The organism is Chryseobacterium lactis (assembly GCF_003815875.1).
Taxonomy (GTDB): Bacteria; Bacteroidota; Bacteroidia; order Flavobacteriales; family Weeksellaceae; genus Chryseobacterium; species Chryseobacterium lactis.
Window position 1 is genome coordinate 2,470,844 of sequence record NZ_CP033924.1, and the last position, 21,538, is coordinate 2,492,381.

At 37.7% G+C, this 21,538-nt stretch carries 16 protein-coding genes; 11 read left to right on the forward strand and 5 right to left on the reverse strand.

Going from position 1 to position 21,538, the window contains the following annotated elements:
• Window positions 1-123: 123 nt before the first annotated feature.
• From EG342_RS10950 to EG342_RS10985, 8 genes are all read left to right on the forward strand, one after another.
• Window positions 124-423 (forward strand): helix-turn-helix domain-containing protein, encoded by a 300-nt coding sequence (locus EG342_RS10950; RefSeq protein WP_103290962.1) that lies wholly within the window; start codon window positions 124-126, stop codon window positions 421-423.
• A 73-nt stretch (window positions 424-496) separates the two neighbouring features.
• Complete coding sequence (locus tag EG342_RS10955) at window positions 497-1,885, forward strand: DUF3945 domain-containing protein (RefSeq protein WP_103290959.1); 1,389 nt, start codon at window positions 497-499, stop codon at window positions 1,883-1,885.
• An 11-nt stretch (window positions 1,886-1,896) separates the two neighbouring features.
• Entirely contained in the window at window positions 1,897-3,981 is a 2,085-nt protein-coding gene (locus EG342_RS10960) for a type IA DNA topoisomerase (RefSeq protein ID WP_103290956.1), read from the forward strand.
• A gap of 160 nt (window positions 3,982-4,141) precedes the next feature.
• A complete protein-coding gene (locus tag EG342_RS10965; protein ID WP_103290954.1) occupies window positions 4,142-4,999 on the forward strand; it encodes an AraC family transcriptional regulator in 858 nt (285 codons plus the stop codon).
• A 68-nt stretch (window positions 5,000-5,067) separates the two neighbouring features.
• Entirely contained in the window at window positions 5,068-5,862 is a 795-nt protein-coding gene (locus tag EG342_RS10970; protein ID WP_103290951.1) for an inositol monophosphatase family protein, read from the forward strand.
• Window positions 5,863-5,867: 5 nt separating this feature from the next.
• A complete protein-coding gene (locus EG342_RS10975) occupies window positions 5,868-6,494 on the forward strand; it encodes an NAD(P)-dependent oxidoreductase (protein WP_103290948.1) in 627 nt (208 codons plus the stop codon).
• Window positions 6,495-6,742: 248 nt separating this feature from the next.
• Window positions 6,743-7,180, forward strand: a complete 438-nt coding sequence (locus EG342_RS10980; RefSeq protein WP_103290946.1) for a DUF1896 family protein — start codon at window positions 6,743-6,745, stop codon at window positions 7,178-7,180.
• The gene (locus EG342_RS10985) at window positions 7,167-12,497 is read left to right on the forward strand and encodes an N-6 DNA methylase (protein ID WP_103290944.1); all 5,331 of its coding nucleotides are present in this window, start codon (window positions 7,167-7,169) and stop codon (window positions 12,495-12,497) included. Before EG342_RS10980 ends, EG342_RS10985 begins: the two co-directional genes overlap by 14 nt.
• A gap of 60 nt (window positions 12,498-12,557) precedes the next feature.
• Here the strand turns inward: EG342_RS10985 and EG342_RS10990 are convergent, their stop codons facing one another.
• A complete protein-coding gene (locus tag EG342_RS10990; protein ID WP_103290942.1) occupies window positions 12,558-13,400 on the reverse strand; it encodes an ADP-ribosyltransferase-containing protein in 843 nt (280 codons plus the stop codon).
• Between the two features lie 57 nt (window positions 13,401-13,457).
• On the reverse strand, window positions 13,458-15,437 hold the full coding sequence (gene mobC / locus EG342_RS10995; protein ID WP_103290939.1) for a conjugal transfer protein MobC: 1,980 nt from the start codon (window positions 15,435-15,437) through the stop codon (window positions 13,458-13,460).
• Between the two features lie 231 nt (window positions 15,438-15,668).
• On the opposite strand from mobC, the gene EG342_RS11000 reads away from it, so the two are divergent.
• Window positions 15,669-16,631, forward strand: a complete 963-nt coding sequence (locus EG342_RS11000; RefSeq protein WP_103290937.1) for a phage integrase SAM-like domain-containing protein — start codon at window positions 15,669-15,671, stop codon at window positions 16,629-16,631.
• Window positions 16,632-16,696: 65 nt separating this feature from the next.
• Complete coding sequence (locus tag EG342_RS11005) at window positions 16,697-16,957, forward strand: hypothetical protein (RefSeq protein ID WP_103290935.1); 261 nt, start codon at window positions 16,697-16,699, stop codon at window positions 16,955-16,957.
• Here EG342_RS11005 and EG342_RS11010 read toward each other — a convergent pair whose 3' ends face one another.
• Window positions 16,958-17,830 carry a metallophosphoesterase gene (locus tag EG342_RS11010; RefSeq protein WP_246008769.1) on the reverse strand — a complete coding sequence of 291 codons (873 nt, stop codon included), beginning with the start codon at window positions 17,828-17,830 and terminating at the stop codon, window positions 16,958-16,960.
• Window positions 17,831-17,882: 52 nt separating this feature from the next.
• Between EG342_RS11010 and EG342_RS11015 the strand changes: the two genes are divergently transcribed.
• Window positions 17,883-18,872: an aldo/keto reductase gene (locus EG342_RS11015; RefSeq protein ID WP_213083883.1), complete on the forward strand. Its 990-nt coding sequence runs from the start codon at window positions 17,883-17,885 to the stop codon at window positions 18,870-18,872.
• Window positions 18,873-19,191: 319 nt separating this feature from the next.
• On the opposite strand, the gene mobB is transcribed toward EG342_RS11015, so the two are convergent.
• Window positions 19,192-20,475, reverse strand: a complete 1,284-nt coding sequence (gene mobB, locus EG342_RS11020) for a conjugal transfer protein MobB (protein WP_103290933.1) — start codon at window positions 20,473-20,475, stop codon at window positions 19,192-19,194.
• Complete coding sequence (gene mobA, locus EG342_RS11025; protein ID WP_103290930.1) at window positions 20,472-20,900, reverse strand: conjugal transfer protein MobA; 429 nt, start codon at window positions 20,898-20,900, stop codon at window positions 20,472-20,474. Before mobA ends, mobB begins: the two co-directional genes overlap by 4 nt.
• Window positions 20,901-21,538: the final 638 nt, after the last annotated feature.

The window sequence follows — 21,538 nt, forward strand, 5'->3', positions numbered from 1 at the left end:
ATTCCAATCTAAAATAAAAAAAGAAAAAAAAAGCAATATGACTATCATATGGGCAGATCTCCTGTTAGAAATAGCCGGAAAAACTAGGTCAATTTTGGCTCTGTAAACCAAACAGCAGAAGCTATGAATATCGACAGAGTAGAATTTTTGAATTGGATGGAGCGAATCATGAAGCGATTCGATATCCTTTCCGGTGATCTTGAAAACCGGGAAAAGAAAAGACTGAGTATTGACGGCGAAGAACTCCTGGATAACCAGGATGTGCTGCAGATGTTAAAGATAACCTATCGTTGTCTGCAGCGCTACCGTACAATTGGCAAAATCAAATACTTTACCGTGAGCGGCAAAGTATTTTATAAAAGTTCTGACGTTCACCAATTTATCCGCGATAGTTATCACGGAGGAAAATATACGCCTAGGTAGGACATTATGGGGCAGCAGGGGGATTGCGCTTGCACTAAACAATAGATTCGATCTACGTAAAAAACTTTTTATTATGAGCGAACAAACTATTTCTAAAGAAAACGGGCAGCAAGTCCCCGAAGCACTATCTGATATCCTTTTGGTGCTTGACAAAAAGAAAAACCGTATTGAAGCAGTAAAAGGGGTAGATGATGAGGGAAATCTACAGACTGCTGAGCCCAAGAAAACAAATTTACTGGACTTTATGCGTGTTGATAAAGGAGATGCTTTGAGCAACTTCTTTTCCAACTTCTGGCGCAGGCTCAATGACCCCATATCATTCCGATTTTTTAGCGCTCCGGAAATCGACCTGAATGAGGTTGCTAAAAAATTACAGAAAGCGATAGACAATCCGACACCGGAAGGCAATAAACTTCTTGATGCCCTTGAGATTAAGTATGACAACAAATTAAATCAAAAAAATATGGAAACAAATCAAACATCAGAAGGCGCAGCGTCTTTAAATGAAGCCAAATCAGTTTACAAATACAATGTAGACAATATAGACTGGGCAACACTTGAAAAATTTAACCTGAGCCGTGCGCTTCTTGAAAAGAACGGACAGCTGGATAAACTGTTAAAGGGATATAAATCTGACGGAGTTTACAGGATTGAGGGCAATTTTGACGGTATAGTTATGAAAGCAGATGCAAGGCTGTCCTTTAGAAATTTAAAAGGTACGGATCAGGTAGAGGTTATGACACATGGTGTCCGTGTCGAGCCGGATCTTAAAAACCAGTTTTACGGGCATGCTTTTACAGCAGAAGACAGAGATAATTTAAAAAAGACCGGAAACATGGGAAGGGTTGCAGAACTCACAAACTATTCTGACGGCACAAAAGTAAAATCGCTCATCAGCATTGATAAACTGACCAATGAGGTTGTGTCGTTTCCTGTTGAGCGTATCAAGATCAGCGAAAAGTTTGGCGGTGTTAAGTTGAGCCCCGAACAGAAAGCCGAACTACTTGAAGGAAGACCAGTTCTTGTTGAAGGTATGGTCAATACAAAAACAGGCGAGGTTTTTAACCAGCAGCTTCAATATAACGCGGATGCCAAAAAATTGGTATTCGTGGGGCAGAGTGAGAGACAACAGCAGGAGCTAAATGGCATTCCTAATGAGTTCAGAGGAAAGGTGATTGAAGATAAGGACAAGAAACTTTTGGAAAGTGGTGAAGTCATTTTTATGCAAGGAATTGTCAATAAAGAAGGTACTAAGCTTTACAATGGATATGTCTGGCAAAATAAGGAAACCGGTAAGTTAGAATTCGATTTTGATAATCCACAGCAGGATAAAACTCAAAAACAGTCTGAAATGGAGAAAGAGGGGAAAGGCCAATCAAACAAGCAAGATAGTACACCTAAAAACACTATCGAAAATACGGCTGCTAAGAAGGAAAATACCAGAAAACCCAAACTGCATTAAAATCAGATCCAATGAAAGCAATTATTGCGGAAAAACCCTCAGTGGCCTACGAACTTGCACGAATTGTTGGAGCTACAGAAAAGAGGGAAGGATACTGTGAGGGCGGGGGATTTATGGTAACCTGGGCATACGGACATCTGGTTGGATTAGCTATGCCGGAAGATTATGGGATACAGGGATTCAATAAAGAGTCCCTCCCTATAATTCCTAAGGAATTTAAGCTGATAGGAAGAAAAGTGAAATCGGGCAGTGGATATGTTTACGATGAAAGTTCAAGAAAGCAGCTTGAAGTAATAGGATCGGTATTTGAGAAATGTGAAAGTATCATTGTCGCGACGGACGCAGGAAGGGAAGGTGAAGTGATTTTTCGATACATATATCAACACCTTGGCTGCAACAAAACTTTTGAGCGCTTATGGATCAGCAGCCTTACTGAAAAAGCAATTATCCAAGGATTTCAAAACCTAAAGCAGGGAAGTGATTTTAACGGTCTTTTTGAGGCCGGTCGTGAGCGTTCTCAATCGGACTGGCTGGTTGGAATCAATGCGACACAGGCTTTGACAGTAGCTATGGGTGATGGTCTATTTTCGCTCGGAAGAGTTCAGACGCCGACCCTTGCCCTGATCTGTAAGCGTTTTCTTGCCCATAAATCCTTTGAGGTGAAGAATTATTTTCAGTTGGAACTGAGCTTGATAAAAGAAGGCACAAGTTTTAGAAGCCAGTCGGAAGATAAGTGGGAGGATAGATCCAAGAGCGAATCTATCATGAGAAACCTTGAACGCTGCGGCGTTGCAGAGATTAAACAGGTAGAAACAAAAACGGGCACGATCCAGGCCCCTCTACTTTTTGACCTTACTGGCTTGCAGAAAGAGGCGAATAAAAAGCTGGGTTATTCGGCAGAACGGACACTAGAAGTTGCGCAGAAACTTTACGAGAAGAAATTTATAACGTACCCCAGAACGGGATCTAAATATATTCCAGAAGATGTCTGGTCGGAAATACCATCACTGATCCTCGCGCTAGGTTCACGGCCATCCTGCAAAGATTCTGCGGGTAATATCAAATGGGAACGCTATAATAAGCATATTGTGAACGATCTGAAGGTTACTGACCACCATGGAATTCTGATCACTGAAAATATACCAACCAGACTAGAGGCAAGTGAAGATGCATTGTATGATATGATTGCAAAGCGCCTTCTTGAATCCGTTTCGCCCGCATGCCACAGGGAAACCACGGATATTAAAATCTCTGTCCTGCATTATGATTTTAAATTGAAAGCCATTAAGATTATATCAGCTGGCTGGAAGGTGATCAATGGAAATTTTGAGCAGGAGGAAGATGTCCTTGTTACTGATTTCCCTGATCTACGGGTCGGAATGCAGCTTAACATTGAAGCCTTAAAGCTCCTTGAGAAGAAAACAAAACCCCCAATGCTTTATACAGAGGCAGACCTACTTGCAACAATGGAAAATGTAGGCAATACAATTGAAAACGAGGAGCAACGAAAAATCCTGAAAACTATCGGTATCGGAACGCCAGCCACCCGTGGCGCTATCATCGAAACCCTTTTTGACAGAGGCTATATCAAGAGGGATAAAAAGAGTATTATTCCAACAGATAAAGGCATGCTTGTTTACGAAATTGTAGGGGATAAGAAAATTGCTGATGCAGCAATGACGGCGCAGTGGGAGATTGCGTTTGAAAAAATTGAAAATGGGGAGATTGATGCAGAACTTTTTCATGCGGAAGTTGAGCTGGCGGTGAATGAAATAACCAACGAATTACTAAGTGTGAGAAGAGCGTTGGGGGATGACACGGATTTAAGCTGTCCTAAATGTAAAAGTAAGGTGCTTCTACGTGAAAAAGTTGTTAAATGTACAAATGACGACTGTGGCTGGATTTTATTTCGGAAAATCTGCGATGTGCAGCTAAGCTATAAGGAAATTGAGGCTCTTCTTACCAAACGTAGGACACCGCTAATTAAGAAAATGATGGGTAGGAACAAGAAGGCTTTCAATGCCTATATATTGTTGGACGCCGCCGGTTCAACCTCATTCGAATTTGAACAAAATAAGAAAGGTAAATACAAATAGTTCATGATGTGATTTGGTTAGTGAAGCCTGGAACGTTTTATGGTTCCGGGCTTCTTTTTAACCATATTGTGCTGATTACAGTCTCTTTTTTCTTAATGATCCTAAAAAGCATTGGAAATATTAAATAGGTGGATTTTATATATTTGATTAAAAAAAAGAGATGTTGTCAATCAAAGAATATAAATTAGATGCTCCTGCCGGATATAATATCCGTATTCAACCGATATCGGGAACTCCTGTCCGTAATCATGACATTTCAAAATTTCATCGTGATGACCATTATCAGTTTCTTTTTGCTTCTCAGGGAACTTTCCATTTTCAAATAGATTTTAAAGATGTAAAACTGAGCGCACCTTTTATTTTATGTATTGAACCGAATGAGGTTCACAGGACAATACAGATGAAAAATGCAGAAGCCTGGGCCATAGGTATGGAATCTGCATTTTTAGACGAAGAATATCAGGTGTTTTTTGACAGAATGGACCACAGGATTTTAAAACCGGATGCAAATAACCTCGCCTCCTTTAAGACGATTGAAACTATTTTACATACAGCTTATCATATGCAAAATATGAAAAATAGTATTTATATATCGCGGTCTCTTTTTCTTCTGATCAATAGTGTTTTTTGTCTGCTGATTGATTCTCATAGCCAATCTTCAGAGCAAATGCTACCATTTTCTGGTGAAAAAAGAGCAGTCACCATTGAAAGGAAATTTAGGGATTTTTTGAAAAAGCATTATGTCCATAATAAAAACCCCTTTCAGTATGCCGAAATGCTCTCCATTACAACATCCCATTTAAACGATTCTGTTAAGAAAGTTTCAGGTAAGTCCGTATCGGAACATATCCAGCAATTTAATATAATGGAAGCCAAAAGACTACTTTATTTTACTGATTTAGAAATCAAGGAAATTGCTTTTCAGATTGGTTATGAGGACCCAATATATTTTGGAAAGCTCTTTAAAAAGTTAACTCAACTGACCCCGGCGGAGTTTAGGAAAAAATTCCGCGATTAGAACTATTATAACCGTTATTCGTTCTGTTTTTGTGACTGTGCCACTGGTAAATTTGTATAAAAAATATCATGCAATTAATTAACAACAGTCAGGAAATTATAGACATCGTGAAAAGGGTAGGGAAAAGTTTTGCCGGAGAATTTAGACAAAGCATAATACCATCCTCCAAAGCTGAATTTGATAAAGCTTTACAAAATATCGAGGATCGATGCTTTTCAGCACTTAAAGATCCAATATTCCATTTGTATCCCGAGATACCCTGGGCAGAGGACGATGAACTCAGTTCTATTGCACAGCGTACCCCTTTTAATGATGAAGCATATTGGTTATGTGACACCATGGACGGCGCTATACAATACCTTCAGCATATTGCAGGATGGACTATTAACCTTGCATTGATACAAAACGGTGAACCGGTATTTTCTATTATCTATGATCCCACATCCGATGAGCTATTTCATGCTGAGAAAAATAAAGGGGTTAAATTAAACGGCAAAGGGTTGACGCCAAATGTAAAAAAGTCTGCTGACATTATGATTGCTGTAAATGAATATGGACATCAGCTTAAGAATGACCACTTATGGAAGGAAAAAGCCTCAAGTTCATATATAGATTTACTTGAAAAATTTGGTGTGATCAGAAATTACGGACCACACGGATTACAACTGGCTTATGTCGCAGCCGGGAGGATAGATCTTTTTGTGCAGACCGATCTGGATACGAACAACTGGCTTGCCGGTATTCTTATATTGAAAGAAGCAGGTTATTCTGTACTTTCTATGGAAGGGAAAACATGGATTTGGGGAACAGAGGGTCTGATAGCAGGTTCCGAACAAGCTTTAGAGTTATATTTTAAAAATTAACTGTGATGAATTTAGCAATTATAGGTGCTTCTGCCGGAGTCGGCTTTGAAACATTACAACAAGCTTTAAAAAAAGGATATTACGTGAAGGCACTTTCCAGAACAGAGCCGAATTACAAGGACAGTGAACATCTGCGTCATATTAAGGGAAGTGCAACAAACATTAAAGATGTTATATCACTTTTGGAAGGTACGGATGCTGTCCTGATCACTGTTGGCTCTAAAAAAAAGAAAAATATTACCATGTTTTCGGAGATGGCAACTGCCGTGGTTCATGCAGCAAATGAGATTAACTATGCAAATCCAATTCTTATCATTTCCGGTTTTGGAGTCGGAGAAAGTTACAGCTTCGCCAGCTTTTTTATCAGAACGGTCATTAAATTTTTTTTAAAAGACCAGTATCGTGATAAAAATTTGATGGAGAATATATTCGTAAATAGTGATCTCAATTGGGAGATTATTCAACCGGGTATATTGAGTAATGGTAACGCTAAAGGACATTACCGTATTTCAACTGATCTTTCACAGAAAATGAAAGTTGGTAAGATTTCACGGGCAGATCTTGCCGGTTATATGTTAAAAGAAGCGGTAGATAAATCAAACATTCAAGAAAAAGTTATCATAACTAATTAAAGGATAATTTTGGGAATTTCGTAAGCTAGTATCCTGTGTTAATCATGTTATAGAGAACATGACGTAATTTCAATTCGGAATCCATTTTATTGTGCAGCCTTAGATCTAAATTGATCTGAGGCTTTTGTTTTTTCTAAAACTTCTGCGGAAAAAATAAGCAAGATTAGGAATGTATAGGCTTTAACCAAGCTTTCCAGTCTGCCTATAAGTACGTTTATCGCTATAAAATTTATAAAAGTTATAGCGATATGAAAAATTATAATCAGGACTCTTCCTACTATCAGGTCAAGTTACAAGATCATATTGATTCCAGTTTTCCCGAGAGATCAGGTGACATAAAGTTTATTGAGCAGCGGGCACGATGGGCTGCAAACGCCTATGATGGTGCTTTTCGCTCAGGTAATCACATCAATAAATGCAATGAGATTGCCGATTACATTCTTTATGAAGGATTGCATTTTTCCAGATTTGACACGCTGTTTGAAGTACTGACCTACGAATTTTCTGATGTTTTCGATGAACTCGATTTTCGAGATTTTGCATTGAAGATCATTCCGAACTGTGCGGAGATATTTGGCCATTATGAGCTGACAGATGATTTTGCGTATACTACCGATTACGATCTGCTGTATACGGAGTTAACGGGTTTCATTGCTATTTGGATCGAGCAAAATGGAATTCGATAAGAAACGTCATTTGCAGCAGAATATTGACGCAATCCGAACGGTTTTCAATATTGAAAAAGAAAGAAGGTCTGCAACAAAAGATGAGATTTCCGTACTAAAGCAATATTCAGGATTTGGGGGATTAAAGTTCATTTTGAATCCGGTAGAAGAGCCAGAAGATATAAATCATTGGAAGAGTTCCGATATACCTTATTTTCCCCTGACACAGGAATTGTTCGCACTCATCAAGGAAAATTCGGAAAGTGATAAAAGTTATCTGCAATATGTATCCAAAATCAAGGGATCTATCCTAGATGCATTTTACACACCGAAAAAGATTGCAGAGAGTATTGCAACTGCTATTAAAGGTACAGGAATGGAGATTGGTAGTATGCTTGAACCTTCTGCGGGAGTAGGTGTATTTATAGAACCTTTTAAAGATCTTGGAAAAATACGTGTATGTGCTTATGAACAGGATTTACTAACAGGGAAAATACTAAAAAATCTTTATGCCAATAAGGAAATCCATATCGACAGCTTTGAAAACATTGAAGAAGAAGATTCCGGATACGATCTTATTATAGGAAACATTCCGTTTGGGACTACTTCAATTTTTGATCTAAGCTATTCAAGAGGAAAAGACAAGGCAAGAAAATTGGCTGCACAGAGCATCCATAATTATTTTTTTTTAAAAGCCACCGATCACCTGAAAGAAGGCGGAATTCTTGCCTTTATTACTTCTCAGGGCGTCCTAAATAGTCCCTCTAATCAATTCATCCGTGACGCGCTGATGCAAGAGCATCAGTTAATTTCTGCACTACGTTTACCCAATAATCTATTCGAAGAAAGTGGCACATCTGTAGGAACTGATCTTATCGTTTTACAAAAGAACACACGGCCCCGTACTTTATCTTATCGTGCGCTTGATTTTAAGAAAACTATTAACAATTGTAATCTACTTCTTAATAATCCCAACAATATCATCGCAACGCGATCTTTTCGGGACACCGATCAATATGGTAAACCTACAACAGTTCATATTCATGATGGTGGAATTGAAAGAATTTCAGAAGATCTTCTTCGGAGGTTATCAGAGGATTTACAGCAGTATTTCAACCCTGCGTTGTTTGACGAGTTTAAAGTAAAAGCGATTGATAACAAAGTTTCATCAGAACCGATTATCAATATTTCGGAGAAAGAAATAGTACCTATCGTAAGTCATCAAAACGCCACACAACTTAGCCTCTTTTCCGAGCAGGTAATCAGTGACCTATCGGTTAAAAGGACAAAGAAAAGGGGAAAAAGTACATCACAAAACAAGATCAAACAGTCAAAACAACTTTCCTTTTTTGATTTTGATGAAGTTGGCAACCTGGATCAAAAGCCTAAGCTGAATGCTAATTCAGATCAAAAGGATATTACCAGCAGTATACAAAAGCGTTCCTCAAGAGGTTCAAAGAAAAAGTCCGAATTTCCTTCATTGTTCCATGAGTTACCTGACGGTCCTGCGGCAAAAAATAATCCAAAGATCTTCAAAGGGGAAAGTAAGGCATTTTATCGAGAGAATACGTTTGTTGCCGTTGATAAGCGGATTGGGAAACTGAAATTAAACCGACGTGACGGAACGTTTATGTTTCAGCCGATTGAATTATCAATTAAGGACAATGAGCGCATTCAAAACTATATCAAAATAAGGGACACCTACCACTTACTATATGATTTTGAAGCCAGAAATGAGCAGGAAGATAAGGAAAACAGAGACCTGCTGAATCTCACGTATGACCAATTTACCGATCGCTTTGGAAATCTAAATGCAGCTGACAATATAAAATTTATCAAGATGGATGCCTCTGGAAATGAAGTGCCATTTCTTGAAAGGGTCATAGGTGGTGTCATCCATAAATCGGATATTTTTGAGCGCCCTGTAAGCTTCTCAACTGCAAAAATTACAGTAAGCACTGCTTCGGAAGCATTATCTGCATCGCTTAACCAATCTGGTTCTGTTGATCTTGATTTTATGGAGCAAATCAGTGGCCTATCCGAGATTGAACTGCGCCAAGGTTTGCAAGGTCAGATCTTCTATAATCCAATCACAGGCAATATGGAGGTATCCCAAAAATTCCTGTCGGGAAATGTTATTTTAAAAGCCCGGCAGGTTGGTGACTACATTGCCGCACATCCGGAAGACAGAGATGCCCAGCAAAGTCTTGAAGCACTTGAAAAGGCAATACCGGAGCCTATAAAATTTGAGGAATTGGATTTTAACCTAGGAGAGCGGTGGATCGGATGTGATATTTACAACCGTTTTGCAACTCATCTTTTTGATACTAATATCACAATTTACTATTCAGAAAGCAGTGACGATTTCTCTGTGAATGCGAAAGCGAGCAATATTAAAATTACTGACAAATATGCGATAAAATCGGAAAGCAGAACATTTGATGGTCTGAACCTGCTACGTCATGCCTTGGTCAATACAACTCCGGACATCACCAAAACCGAATATCTGGCAGACGGAACTGCTGTCAAGGTGAAAGATATGGATGCGATCCAAATGGCAAATGGGAAAATTGACGAGATACGGAATGAATTTACTGACTGGCTATATCAGCAGAGTGATGATTTTAAAAATGAGCTCACGGAAAGATATAATGATCTTTTTAACTGCCACGTTCGGCCGCATTATGATGGTAGCCATCAGACTTTTCCCGGACTTGACCGTAGGGCTCTAAATATCGAAGATCTATATGACAGCCAAAAAGATGCGATCTACATGCTCAAAAGCAATAATGGTGGTATTTGCGATCACGAGGTGGGAGCAGGAAAGACACTCATTATGGTCGGTGGTGCACAAGAAATGAAAAGGCTGGGGCTAGTTCACAAGCCCATGATCATTGCACTGAAAGCCAATGTGCATGAAATAGCCGAAACTTATCAAAAAGCATATCCATTTGCAAAAATCTTATATCCCGGAAAAAAGGATTTTACTCCGCAGAAGAGACTAAAGATCTTTGGAGATATTAAAAATAATGATTGGGACTGTATCATTCTCACCCATGATCAGTTTGGAATGATTCCGCAGTCACCTGAGTTACAGCAGGAGATTTTGCAGGCGGAGCTTCATTCTGTGGAACAGAATCTCGAAGCTTTGCGCAATCAGGGAAAAGATATCTCCGGAGCAATGCTAAAGGGTGTTGAGATTAGGAAGAAAAACCTGAATGTAAAGTTGAAAACCCTGGAACACGATATTGAAAATCGTAAAGATGATGTTGTGGATTTTAAAATGATGGGGATCGATCACATATTTGTCGATGAAAGTCATAAATTCAAGAATCTCATGTTCAATACCAGACATGAACGTGTAGCAGGACTGGGAAATGTTCAGGGAAGCCAAAAGGCGCTCAATCTTCTTTTTGCGATTAGAACTATTCAGGAAAGAACCGGAAAAGATTTAGGAGCCACATTCCTTTCTGGGACCACAATTTCAAATTCACTTACTGAGTTATATTGCCTTTTTAAGTTTTTAAGGCCCAAAGCGCTAGAAAGACAGGGGATAAATTGCTTTGATGCATGGGCAGCGATCTATGCCCGTAAATCCATAGACTATGAATTCTCGGTCGCAAATAACATCGTTCAGAAGGAGAGGTTCAGGCATTTTATTAAAGTGCCTGAATTATCACAGTTCTATACTGAAATTACAGATTATCGTACGGCAGCGGACATTGGTATAGACCGACCTGTAAAAAATGAGGTCCTGTACCATATTCCTCCAACTGTCGAACAGGAAATTTTTATCAAAAAATTGATGGAATTTGCAAAGACCGGGAATGCTGAATTATTGGGACGTGCACCTTTGTCACCGACCGAGCAAAAAGCCAAGATGCTTATTGCAACGGATTACGCAAGAAAAATGTCACTGGATATGCGGCTTATATCACCAAAATATGGTGATGACCCCGGAAACAAAGCATCAGTCTGCGCCAATAATATTGCGAAATATTATAAAGATTACAACGCTCAAAAGGGGACGCAATTTGTTTTTTCAGACCTTGGAACTTTTAAGCCGGGAGAGTGGAATATATATAGTGAGATCAAGAGAAAACTTATCAATGATCATGGTATACCTGCTGATCAGATCCGCTTCATTCAGGAAGCAAAAACCGAGGATCAACGTAAGGAGTTGATAAGAGCCACTAATGAAGGTAAGATCAGGGTTCTTTTTGGATCAACAGAAATGCTTGGTACAGGAGTAAATGCCCAAAAAAGGGCAGTTGCTGTACATCATTTAGATATTCCGTGGCGACCATCAGATCTTGAGCAAAGAGATGGCCGTGCCGTACGCAAAGGCAATGAAATAGCTAAATTTTTTGCAGGCAATAAGGTTGATGTATTTATTTATGCTGTTGAAAAATCTCTCGATGCTTATAAGTTTAATACATTGGCGAATAAACAACGTTTTATTGGCCAATTGAAAAGTAATACAATAGCGGTGAGAACACTGGACGAAGGAGGGATGGATGAAGTTTCAGGTATGAATTTTTCGGAATACGTGGCTTTACTATCTGGAAATACTGATCTGTTGGAAAAAGCGAAAGTTGAAAAGAAAATATCTGTTCTGGAAAGCGAAAAACATGCTTTTTTAAGGTCAAAATGGAGTTCTTCCTCGAAACTTGAGAGCTTGGTAGAAGAACTAGAAACGAGAACTTCACGACTGCAAAGGTTAAGCGTAGACTTGGATAATTTTCAACAGCGTTTGCAAAGGTCTAAAGACGGCGATATTTTAAATCCGATACTTTTGGATGGTATCTCCAAAGATGCTGGTGTCAAGGAAATAGGTGGTAAACTCAGCAAACTTTCAGCTGTATCCAGGACAGGAGGTGATTATGAGGAAATAGGATCATTATATGGATTTAGGCTGCTGGTTAAGACAGAAATGACTCAAAAAGACAGTTCCGGTCCTATGGAAAGAGATAACAGGTTTTTTATCTGTGGCGAAGGTAATATCAAATACACGCACAACAATGGTATCATGGCAAGTGACCCTGAGCGAGCAAGCTTAAATTTCATCAGTGCCCTGCAAAAACTTCCGGGACTTATCGAGGAAGAGGATAAAAAGATTAAGGCACTAAAGGACGATCAGCTTGTACTTAATGATATTGTGAATGGTAACTGGAATAAGGAAAAACAGCTTTCATCACTGAAAACGGAGCTTGCAAGTGTGGAGCGACGTATTCAGACTTCTCTGGAAAACAACAATGATAAGGAGGTTGAGGAATCAGATGATCAAATTAAAATAAGGGCTTCCAACGAAAATATAAAAACTGGTTTTAAGTTATAATTTTGAGATTTAGGTAATGATTTCATCGCATTTATGAGATCTCACAATGGGCCATTATGCTTAGCGTGAGATTCTCATAACTTGGTTTTTGGGTTTATCTGCAGACACTTTAAGTACTGGAGATTTTCCATCTAAAGTATCTGGCAGCTCTCTATATAGTTTCCCCTTACTGATAGAATAAGAGAGACATCCCGATGTATGATCTTTTGTAGCAAGAATATGAAGTTTTTTGAGATTATCTATTTCGTAGCCATCAATTTTGTCGGGGATACTATTGATATTCTTTTGTAATTGCTTGTAAAGTACATTTAGGTCTCTTTGATCATTAGAATTTAATGCTTTGATAATATTTTCGATTTGGCGGGAATTTGCTGGTAAGACAGAAAGGTATGCACTTGGTGGAAAATTAGGAATAATATTTTTGTTAAAAATGTTAATGTTAGTTGGGTCAAAAACACAATATTCAACTTTATCCCTAGCGAATCCAGCAATAATGTGGTCATAACCATGTTCTTTAAACAAATTTAGGGTGTCTTCCGAGTTAAACGATTCCATGAATTCCATATATTCTCCCAATCCAATACTTTCGTCTATGAATTCCAAAGCTTCCTTCGGATCGGAGATATTTTCTTCAAATATGATTTTGACAATGTCAGGAGCTTGATCGGCGGAATTAAATACATCGTCTAAGTTCAGCGCTTTTTTTAAGACAACTTGACATTCTAAAACCTTTTCACCGAAAAGTTGAGCCATACCAATATCTGTTGTAAAGTGGATACCCCGGAAGCAATTATCCCTTTGGGTATTTTCACCTAGATAAGCTAAGGAAAATTGATTAAAATCGGCGTTGGTACCGTGATATAAGGTGTGTGTGTCTGGCTGATTAATTATTGGTGTTTTCATCTTTAATTCAATTTTAGTAACACTTGAAAGGTGATGTATAATATTTTGAAATAACTCCTAACGAATTAAGTGGGCTAATTCAGGATCTTCTGCAATTCTTGATAGTTCGTTCGCAATGATAATTGAAACATCAAGTTTTATCTGACGGTAATTCTGGTCAATTATTTCGTCCATGTTATCTTTACCTTCTGCAATAAAAGAACGGATCTGTGGAATAGGTTTATAATTTTTAGTTTCTGCAGCTACTTTTTCGGTATCGACTACAATCTGCCCATGAAATATTTTTTGTTCTATTTTCTCACCAAAATTATCGGCTACTGCTCCGACAAACATGCCTTGGGAAAGCGTTGAAATTTTTGAGGCAGGAATTAAGCTGTCAAGTTGCGTTGATATAGAAGAACTGGTGTCATTTCTATTAATACTGATGGACTGCCGTTTTTGTACAATTTTCCCAAAACGTTCTGATAATGCTTTGGCAGTTTCACCAACGACCTGACCTGAAAAAATATTACCAACAGTATTCTGTATTACTTTGGCCTCCTTATCGCCATAATCCCTGATCAGCTGAGAAAAATCCTGAAATCCGAGACATACTGCTACTTTATTGCTTCTCGCGGTTGCAATGAGATTGTCAAGACCACGGAAGTAAATGGTAGGAAGTTCATCTATGATTACTGAGCTTTTTAATTTTCCTTTTTTATTGATCATCTTCACTATCCTTGAATTATATAATCCTAATGCTGCAGAATATATGTTCTGACGATCAGGATTATTGCCTACACAAAGGATTTTGGGTTCGTCTGGATTATTTATATCCAATGAGAAATCATCACCTGTCATTACCCAATAAAGTTGAGGAGAAATCATACGGGATAAAGGAATTTTTGCCGAGGCAATCTGACCTTGGAGCTGATCTTGTGCGCCACCCTCCCATGCATCGAGAAAGGGACTCAGATAATTTTCCAATTGTGAATAGCTTGTAAGAATTGTGAATATATCTGCATATTTTTTATTCAAAAGTTCTATAGCATGCGGGAATGTACAAAATTTACCATTTTCATATATTTTAAGGAACCAGATGATGGCAGCCAGTAAAATAATCGGAGATTCGACAAAGAAGTCACCTTGCTTTTGAATCCATGTTTTATTTAGATTTAGCATAATAGTATATGACGCTTCATAGGCATCAGATATATCTGTCATAAATTTTGGACTTAATGGATTACAACGATGACTTTTGCGGGGATCGTCGAAATTTATCACATAGAATTTTGGTTTAACTTTATATTTGTCACTATGTTTTAGTAGATGGTTATAAGCTATGATAGAGAGATCATCAAATTTGAAATCATAAATGTACATGGAGAATCCTTTCTCGATATGCTGTTTTATATAGTTATTTACAATTGCAAAGCTTTTCCCACTTCCGGGCGTGCCAAGAACGATTGTTGCCCTAAAAACGTTGACCACAGAAATATAACCGTCATTCCATTTACCTCTAAAGTAGAATTTGGTTGGCAGGTTTACAGAAAATTCATTCTCGATTAGACGCGTTTCCTGCATGAAACTTTCGTTTTCATTATTGAATGGATCATCCATCAGCCTGTTTCTCAAAAGCCTGCTCATCCACAATCCGGCAACCATCAATAGGATAAAACCCGAAGATGTTGTGAGCATGTAGAGTGAAGAGGAAATTTGGAGAATAGGGAAATTTAAAAGGTATAGGATGGAACCTACAATTAGGCAGATATTGATATTTTTCCATTTTATTTTTTCGTTTTTTACCCCTTTTGTGCCCAAACAGCTCAGAGCCAATAGAACCAGGGCAAATAGTTTGCTGTATAGAGAATTAGAGAAAAGGCCGGAGGTCCTCTGAAAATTTTTTAGTATTCTTTCTAAAACTTCAAGCGTCCATCCTTGTTCGTGAAAGAAGGAATAGCAAAACCAATAAAAATTCATAAGTACCAATAGGATACTTACTGCACGCATAAAGGCCATAATTTTGGCCAATCCTCTTAAATCGTCTTCTTGCATAATCGACTGTTTTCGGCATAGATATAAGTATGTGGCAGATGATTTTTAACTGTAGTATAAAGTGACCTGTAATTACCCTTATTGTCCCAATTGCTGTAATTAGTTAATTGATTAATAGATGATTAAAATCAGATGTTATGCTTTGCATATTTTATGGTATTGCGATATATTTGGAGGCTTTAATGATTAATATGCGTTTGGGCTTTTAGCCCCTACAATTAATAAATTAAGGTAATGGGATGTTTTATTGATCGCTGTGAGAAAGTGATGGATGATATGGAATTGGGAATAGTAAAAAAGAAAGATGGTGATCTATACAGCACTCTTACTATTCGGAGTATGCGCAGTAACATTCGTGCTGTTCGGAGTTTTGTAACTGCAACGCGGGGACAACTTAGAATGGAGGATGTAAATAAAGGACTGGTTGGAGACTTTCATCAATTTCTACTTGACAAAGATCTGGCAAAAAATACGATTTCTGGCAGACTTGATGGGCTTAGATTTTGGATCAAAAGATTCTGTGGTGAGAAACTGATTAACTACTGCGGAGAACCTGGCAAACATCCAATGGAAATTACAACTGCGATTGCTTTAAGTATAGAGGAATTAAAGTCATTATATGACTTATCACTTCCACCTGGACAGCGGAAAGTACTTGATATATTTATTTGTCAATGTTTTTTAGGTCTTCGTGTTGGTGACATGTTCAAATTTCTAAAAAATATCGAGGCAAGACAACGTACAATGGATGGTCGTGTTTTCTTTGAAATTTTAACAGGAAAAAAAAGAACATCTGTTATCATTCCTGCTTCAACAATGGTGATGCATATTTTTAAAAAGTATGGCAATTCATTGCAAAATGGGTTTTCGGAATCACACTATAATACGACGCTAAAAAAAATAGTGGAAAAGTCTGTCGTTGAAAGGGAAGTTGCCTTTTTTAGGACCCAAGGAGGTGTGCCAACTGAAAAAATTGTAAAACTTTCATCGTTAACAAGTAGCCATACAGCAAGACGAACTTTTGCGACCAATGGTTACCTTTCGGGAATAAGTCCATTTGACTTAATGAAGATAACTGGTCATAAGTCTCTAAATTCTTTTTTTAGGTATATGCGATGTGATAATATTGCAGTTGCACTTAAAATTTCGACACACCATTTTTTTAAAATTGATTTTTCGGATTCAGAAGCAAATTAAAGTGTTTATATTTTGATATAAAATTCATATACTTAGTTAGAATTTCATACGTAGCTATTTTTTCTATGCAAGATACAATTGGGAAATACGAAGAGTATTTTGATAAACAAAAATTTAGAGTAACTTATAAGTTAAAGGACTATGAGGTAATTCTTTTAAAAAAGGATCTTAAAAAAGATCTTAAGGACATCAGCATTCTTTTAGATGGTGTGGTTCAAAAAATGATTAAAGAAGAAGGGAAATGGGGATTTGACCATGGAAATGACCGCGAACTCGCGAATGATATCTGGCGTGCGATTTCGTTACGGTATCGTTTATTCGCATAATCAATGTTGGGTATGTGAAACATTATGATAATTTTCATAAAATGTGTCCAAGCGGTCGGACTGCCAAATTTCTTTGGTATCAATATCCATAATGGTTAATTTTCCATTTGATCCAGCTCCAGTATCTATGTTGGTAATATTTAAAGCACTCATAGGTTGGTCGGTGCTCCAGTGTAAAGTTGAGGTATGACCTACATAAATACTTTTAAACTGAGTAACCATTTCAAAATTATCAGCAGGGTTTCCTTCATTTTTGTTGCTAAGAGCTTCCGTCCATAGTTGGCGGTCCCAACAGTAGTTTTTTTCAGTCTGCATAAAAAAATCCACATATCGGTCAAAGCCACCATGAACAAAACAAATATCCGTTTCTAAAATATGGAAGAGTTTTTGATTTTGAAAAAACTGCCGATGATGTGCCGGAATATCCGTGGAGTTTAATGAAGTTTTATATCCCGATCCTTTGGGAAAACAGACCTTGGGGCCTTCTTTTTTGTATTTTAAATAGGATTCGATTGTCCCTTTACCTCCATATGCCCATGCGACAGGATGAAAATCAGTTTGAATGAATTCGTGAAACCAGGCATCATGGTTGCCTTTGATTGGAATTAAATTTTTAATCTTTAAAAGTTCTTCGACACACTCGTAAACTTCATTATGGCCATCCGCTACATCACCGACCTGAATTAAAGTATCCTTTTGGTAGTCAAATCCTGATCGATTTAAACATTGTATTAGAGCTGGATAAGCCCCATGCAGATCGCCCATAATGAATGTACGACTTTTTCGCTCTTTCATTTTACCCCCTTCGTAATGATATAAATTTACAGAATCATAAGCGCAGTTATTGGCTTTTATTTTATTTTTTTTTAACATTACTATCCTGTTACAGATCACTTTTAGTAAATTCAGGAATAAAATTAATCATATGATTGAACAAAGATCATTAGGTAGAAATGGCCCGAAAGTTTCGGCTATTGGACTTGGTACACGGACGATGTTAGCTGACCGAAATATCAGATCTGATCAGAGCTTACTGACCATTGAAACCATCACTGCAGCAGTTGATGCCGGAATAAACTTTCTGAATACAGCGGACTTTTACGGTATGGGGCTGAATGAAATGCAGATAGGGGAAGCCATAAGGGGAAATAGGAATAAGGTATTTCTTAGTGTAAAAACCGGCATGCGGCGATCACCTTCGGGAGCATTTCTAGGAATGGACTGTAGCCCGGCCTCAATAAAAAATTTCTGTAATTACTCCTTGACCAGATTGGGGGTTGATGAAATTGATCTATATCAACCAGCAAGAGTAGATCCGGCGGTTCCCCTTGAAGATACGGTCGGCGCCATCGCCGATCTTATTAAAGAAGGCAAAGTTAAATACCTTGGAATGTCAGAGGTTAGTGCGGAACAGTTAAAACGTGCAAATAAAATTCATCCTGTTTCTGCTTTAGAGATTGAATACTCGTTGGCGACAAGATTTATCGAAAAAGAAATTCTACCTGCAGCAAGGGAGCTAGGCGTCACTATCATGCCATACTCTGTTTTTTATTATGGCCTGTTGACAGGTACTGTAAATGGTAAATTGTCCAAAGATGATTATCGCAGTTCACTACCTCGGTTTAATTCTGAAAATTTGCCGTCAAACCTCCAAAAGGTCGATATCCTTAAAAAACTTGCGTCTGAAAAGGGTTATTCTGCAAGCCAGGTAGCCCTTGCATGGTTACTTAACCAGGGCGACGACATTATCCCTATTGTTGGAATGGGGAAACCGGGCCGAATTGCGGAGAATTTGGAAGCGGCCTCAATAGCATTTACTAAGGAGGAAATCAATCTATTGGAAAAGACGTTCGAAGTAGGCGCTATGCAAGGGGAGAGGTATCCGGAATCACTAAGTAATTTTGTTCCATCATAGTTTGTTTTAAACAGATTATTTATTATTTTCAAAATATCATAATTACTTGAACATATTGTTGGGGCTAGTCGGGAGATTAGCCTTTTTTATCGCCAGACCATATTAAAAGCTGAAATTAATTCTTAAATTAGAGTATTCCTGTCCCTATAGGAAGTATTTGTCAAAATAAAGCGAAAGCACCGAATCCATTTCGGTGCTTTTCTAATTTAATTGACTTGAATTTTTGATGTTTTCTTCTATAGTACACATTAAACGCAAGTAATATTATTTGGCTTTCTGCGGTGGCAAATAATTGGATTATTTGTAAGTTTTTCTCACTTTAGCTTTTGTTCTGACCCCTCTTTTTCTTCCTTTTCTTCATGTTGAACTCAAATAATTGTTCCTCCGGATCTTCAGACATGCCACCGAGCAGAATAGAATCCAATAGTCCCCAGTCACTAATTATACCGCTTGTTTTTATCATAAAATCAAATATTGGATGCAGATCATCTTTTAAAGATGTTCTTAGACTTACCCCCGGATTTTTAGGTAGAATATCTTCAATTTTCAGATTTTCATTTACCTCTTTTTTTGAAAAGAGTTCATGAAATATATTTGCGGAGAACTGTTTGCCCAGGTGAGAGCCATTGAAAACATGTCCGGTGTTGTGATCTACGAAGGTAATTCCATATACTCTGCCCTGATCATTTCTTCTGATCACGATATTGATTCCTTGTTCTATTAAGTAATCTTTAAACTCCTTTTCATTTGAGGTTAGATTTAACGCTTGTGAAATAATAGTACGGGTTTTTACTTTAATATCGTCTGATATTTGTTTGCTTTTCTCAAAATGGGATCGAAGGGCTGCAAGCCCTGACTGTTTCCCAAATAGGGATGCTTTAAATGGATTACCCACTTTATTGCCATTAACATCCAGGGCGAAATATGCTAATCCTTCTTTTAGCTCACCGTTAATATCTTTTTTGATATGTTCGGCGATAATATTGAAAAGTGATAAAAGCGCATTGTAGCTTCCGAGGTTCTGGAAATTGTAATAATTAGGAAGATAGCGAACAACCGACGCAATCTGACTTTTAATATTTCCATTATTGTAATTGACTGGGGTAAATTTAAAACTCTCATCGAAATTAATCTTTTGATCTGCAGGAGTTAAATTATAATCTTTTTCGATCTTCCGACAGATTTCCATCGATCTTTTCTTCTCAAAAACATCGGATATTTTTTTGCCATTTTCATCTATTGTTGTTGAAACAATATGGATATGCGTTCTATCGATGTCGTTATGCTTAAAAACCACATATGGCTGATTACCGTAGCCCATTTTTGTCATATATTCATTTGCAATTCTGATGAAGTCCTCGTCCGAGACAATGTCACCCGGATCAGGATTGAGCGAAATGTGGATGACGGTTTTTTCTGTTTTCTTATTAGAGGCGAGATTGGGCATGAATGAAGCCAGTAATTGTCCGGTGGTATAATTACCATCTGGTGTTTCCAGCATATTGTTCATGTGCAAAATCTGACCCTTATCCTGTATAACTTTGTTATGATTATACAGTAACGCGCCATAAATTTTTGAACCCCGTCCTATTTTGGCAATCATAAATGTTGTTTTTTAATAAGATGTTCCGCTTCACGATTTTTGCTCAGGATTAGAACTTCCCTACAAATTTTTGCCAGTTCTATGGTTAGTCCTTCAAGTTTTCCTAAATAAAAGACTGTTTTTTTATCCCCAAAGTTTGTGTGCAGGATCTTCACTACTTGATTATAATTTACACCAATTGCCCGGAACTGAGCGAAAAACTGCGTTAATTTTGTGCAGTAATCCATAGCCCCTTTATCTATAATCACCGAATTTATCTTCCTTTCAAACAATAGTGATACAATAAATTTAGCTTTATTGTCTAGTCCTGATTGATCCAACAATGATAAAAACCTTGCGTTTTCAGTATCCGTGAGGCGAAAAACATAGCGATGGGTTGCCTTGTCGATTTTGGGTTTTCGACCACCTTTCCGATTTGCTGTCATATCTTTTTTTCAAAACCTAATGGAAAGCGATGAACATTCAAGCTTACGAGCCATTAAAAACCTATTTTTTCCTACTGATTCACACAAGATACCAACGACATCATAAAAGGTAAATCCGACTTCGGAGGATTACCATGCCCTCGGCAGAGCAAGTAGTTTTGGGGCACAAAACGAGTTTTGAGGCACTCAAAACACAACTTGCTCTCTTCTTGGGAAGAGATATGAGAAAGAATACTATAAAGTAAAAATTCCGAATAACATTCGGAATCAATAGGTAAAAAGAGGAAAGATTGTAAAGCTTGTGCTTTACAGCCTATACACTTGCCTTCTTTTGCATATAGCATTTGGGTAAGAACTATGGTCAATTTACCCTTTTACAAAGGAAGTAATTGTAAAAGCATAAAAGTATTAGGTTTTAAAACTGTAAAACTATAAAAGCATAAAACTATAAAAGCGTAAAAGCATAAAACTGGTAAAATATGAGGTCATTAATAGAGGAACTTTCTTTACCAGCCTACTATATTTTAAGAAGGACATATAATGTACAAGTAAGATATGAGCCTTTATGAAAGGTCTTTTTTAAACCAGTAATACTGACTATACACATATTTTACGATGCATTTGTAAACTTAGGTATT

Excerpts from the sequence above, each read along its gene's own strand:
- EG342_RS10950 (WP_103290962.1), top strand. The coding sequence starts at position 124 with ATGAATATCGACAGAGTAGAATTTTTGAATTGGATGGAGCGAATCATG.
- EG342_RS10955 (WP_103290959.1), top strand. The coding sequence starts at position 497 with ATGAGCGAACAAACTATTTCTAAAGAAAACGGGCAGCAAGTCCCCGAA.
- EG342_RS10960 (WP_103290956.1), top strand. The coding sequence starts at position 1,897 with ATGAAAGCAATTATTGCGGAAAAACCCTCAGTGGCCTACGAACTTGCA.
- EG342_RS10965 (WP_103290954.1), top strand. The coding sequence starts at position 4,142 with ATGTTGTCAATCAAAGAATATAAATTAGATGCTCCTGCCGGATATAAT.
- EG342_RS10970 (WP_103290951.1), top strand. The coding sequence starts at position 5,068 with ATGCAATTAATTAACAACAGTCAGGAAATTATAGACATCGTGAAAAGG.
- EG342_RS10975 (WP_103290948.1), top strand. The coding sequence starts at position 5,868 with ATGAATTTAGCAATTATAGGTGCTTCTGCCGGAGTCGGCTTTGAAACA.
- EG342_RS10980 (WP_103290946.1), top strand. The coding sequence starts at position 6,743 with ATGAAAAATTATAATCAGGACTCTTCCTACTATCAGGTCAAGTTACAA.
- EG342_RS10985 (WP_103290944.1), top strand. The coding sequence starts at position 7,167 with ATGGAATTCGATAAGAAACGTCATTTGCAGCAGAATATTGACGCAATC.
- EG342_RS10990 (WP_103290942.1), bottom strand. The coding sequence starts at position 13,400 with ATGAAAACACCAATAATTAATCAGCCAGACACACACACCTTATATCAC.
- EG342_RS11000 (WP_103290937.1), top strand. The coding sequence starts at position 15,669 with ATGGGATGTTTTATTGATCGCTGTGAGAAAGTGATGGATGATATGGAA.
- EG342_RS11005 (WP_103290935.1), top strand. The coding sequence starts at position 16,697 with ATGCAAGATACAATTGGGAAATACGAAGAGTATTTTGATAAACAAAAA.
- EG342_RS11010 (WP_246008769.1), bottom strand. The coding sequence starts at position 17,830 with ATGTTAAAAAAAAATAAAATAAAAGCCAATAACTGCGCTTATGATTCT.
- EG342_RS11015 (WP_213083883.1), top strand. The coding sequence starts at position 17,883 with ATGATTGAACAAAGATCATTAGGTAGAAATGGCCCGAAAGTTTCGGCT.
- mobB (WP_103290933.1), bottom strand. The coding sequence starts at position 20,475 with ATGATTGCCAAAATAGGACGGGGTTCAAAAATTTATGGCGCGTTACTG.
- mobA (WP_103290930.1), bottom strand. The coding sequence starts at position 20,900 with ATGACAGCAAATCGGAAAGGTGGTCGAAAACCCAAAATCGACAAGGCA.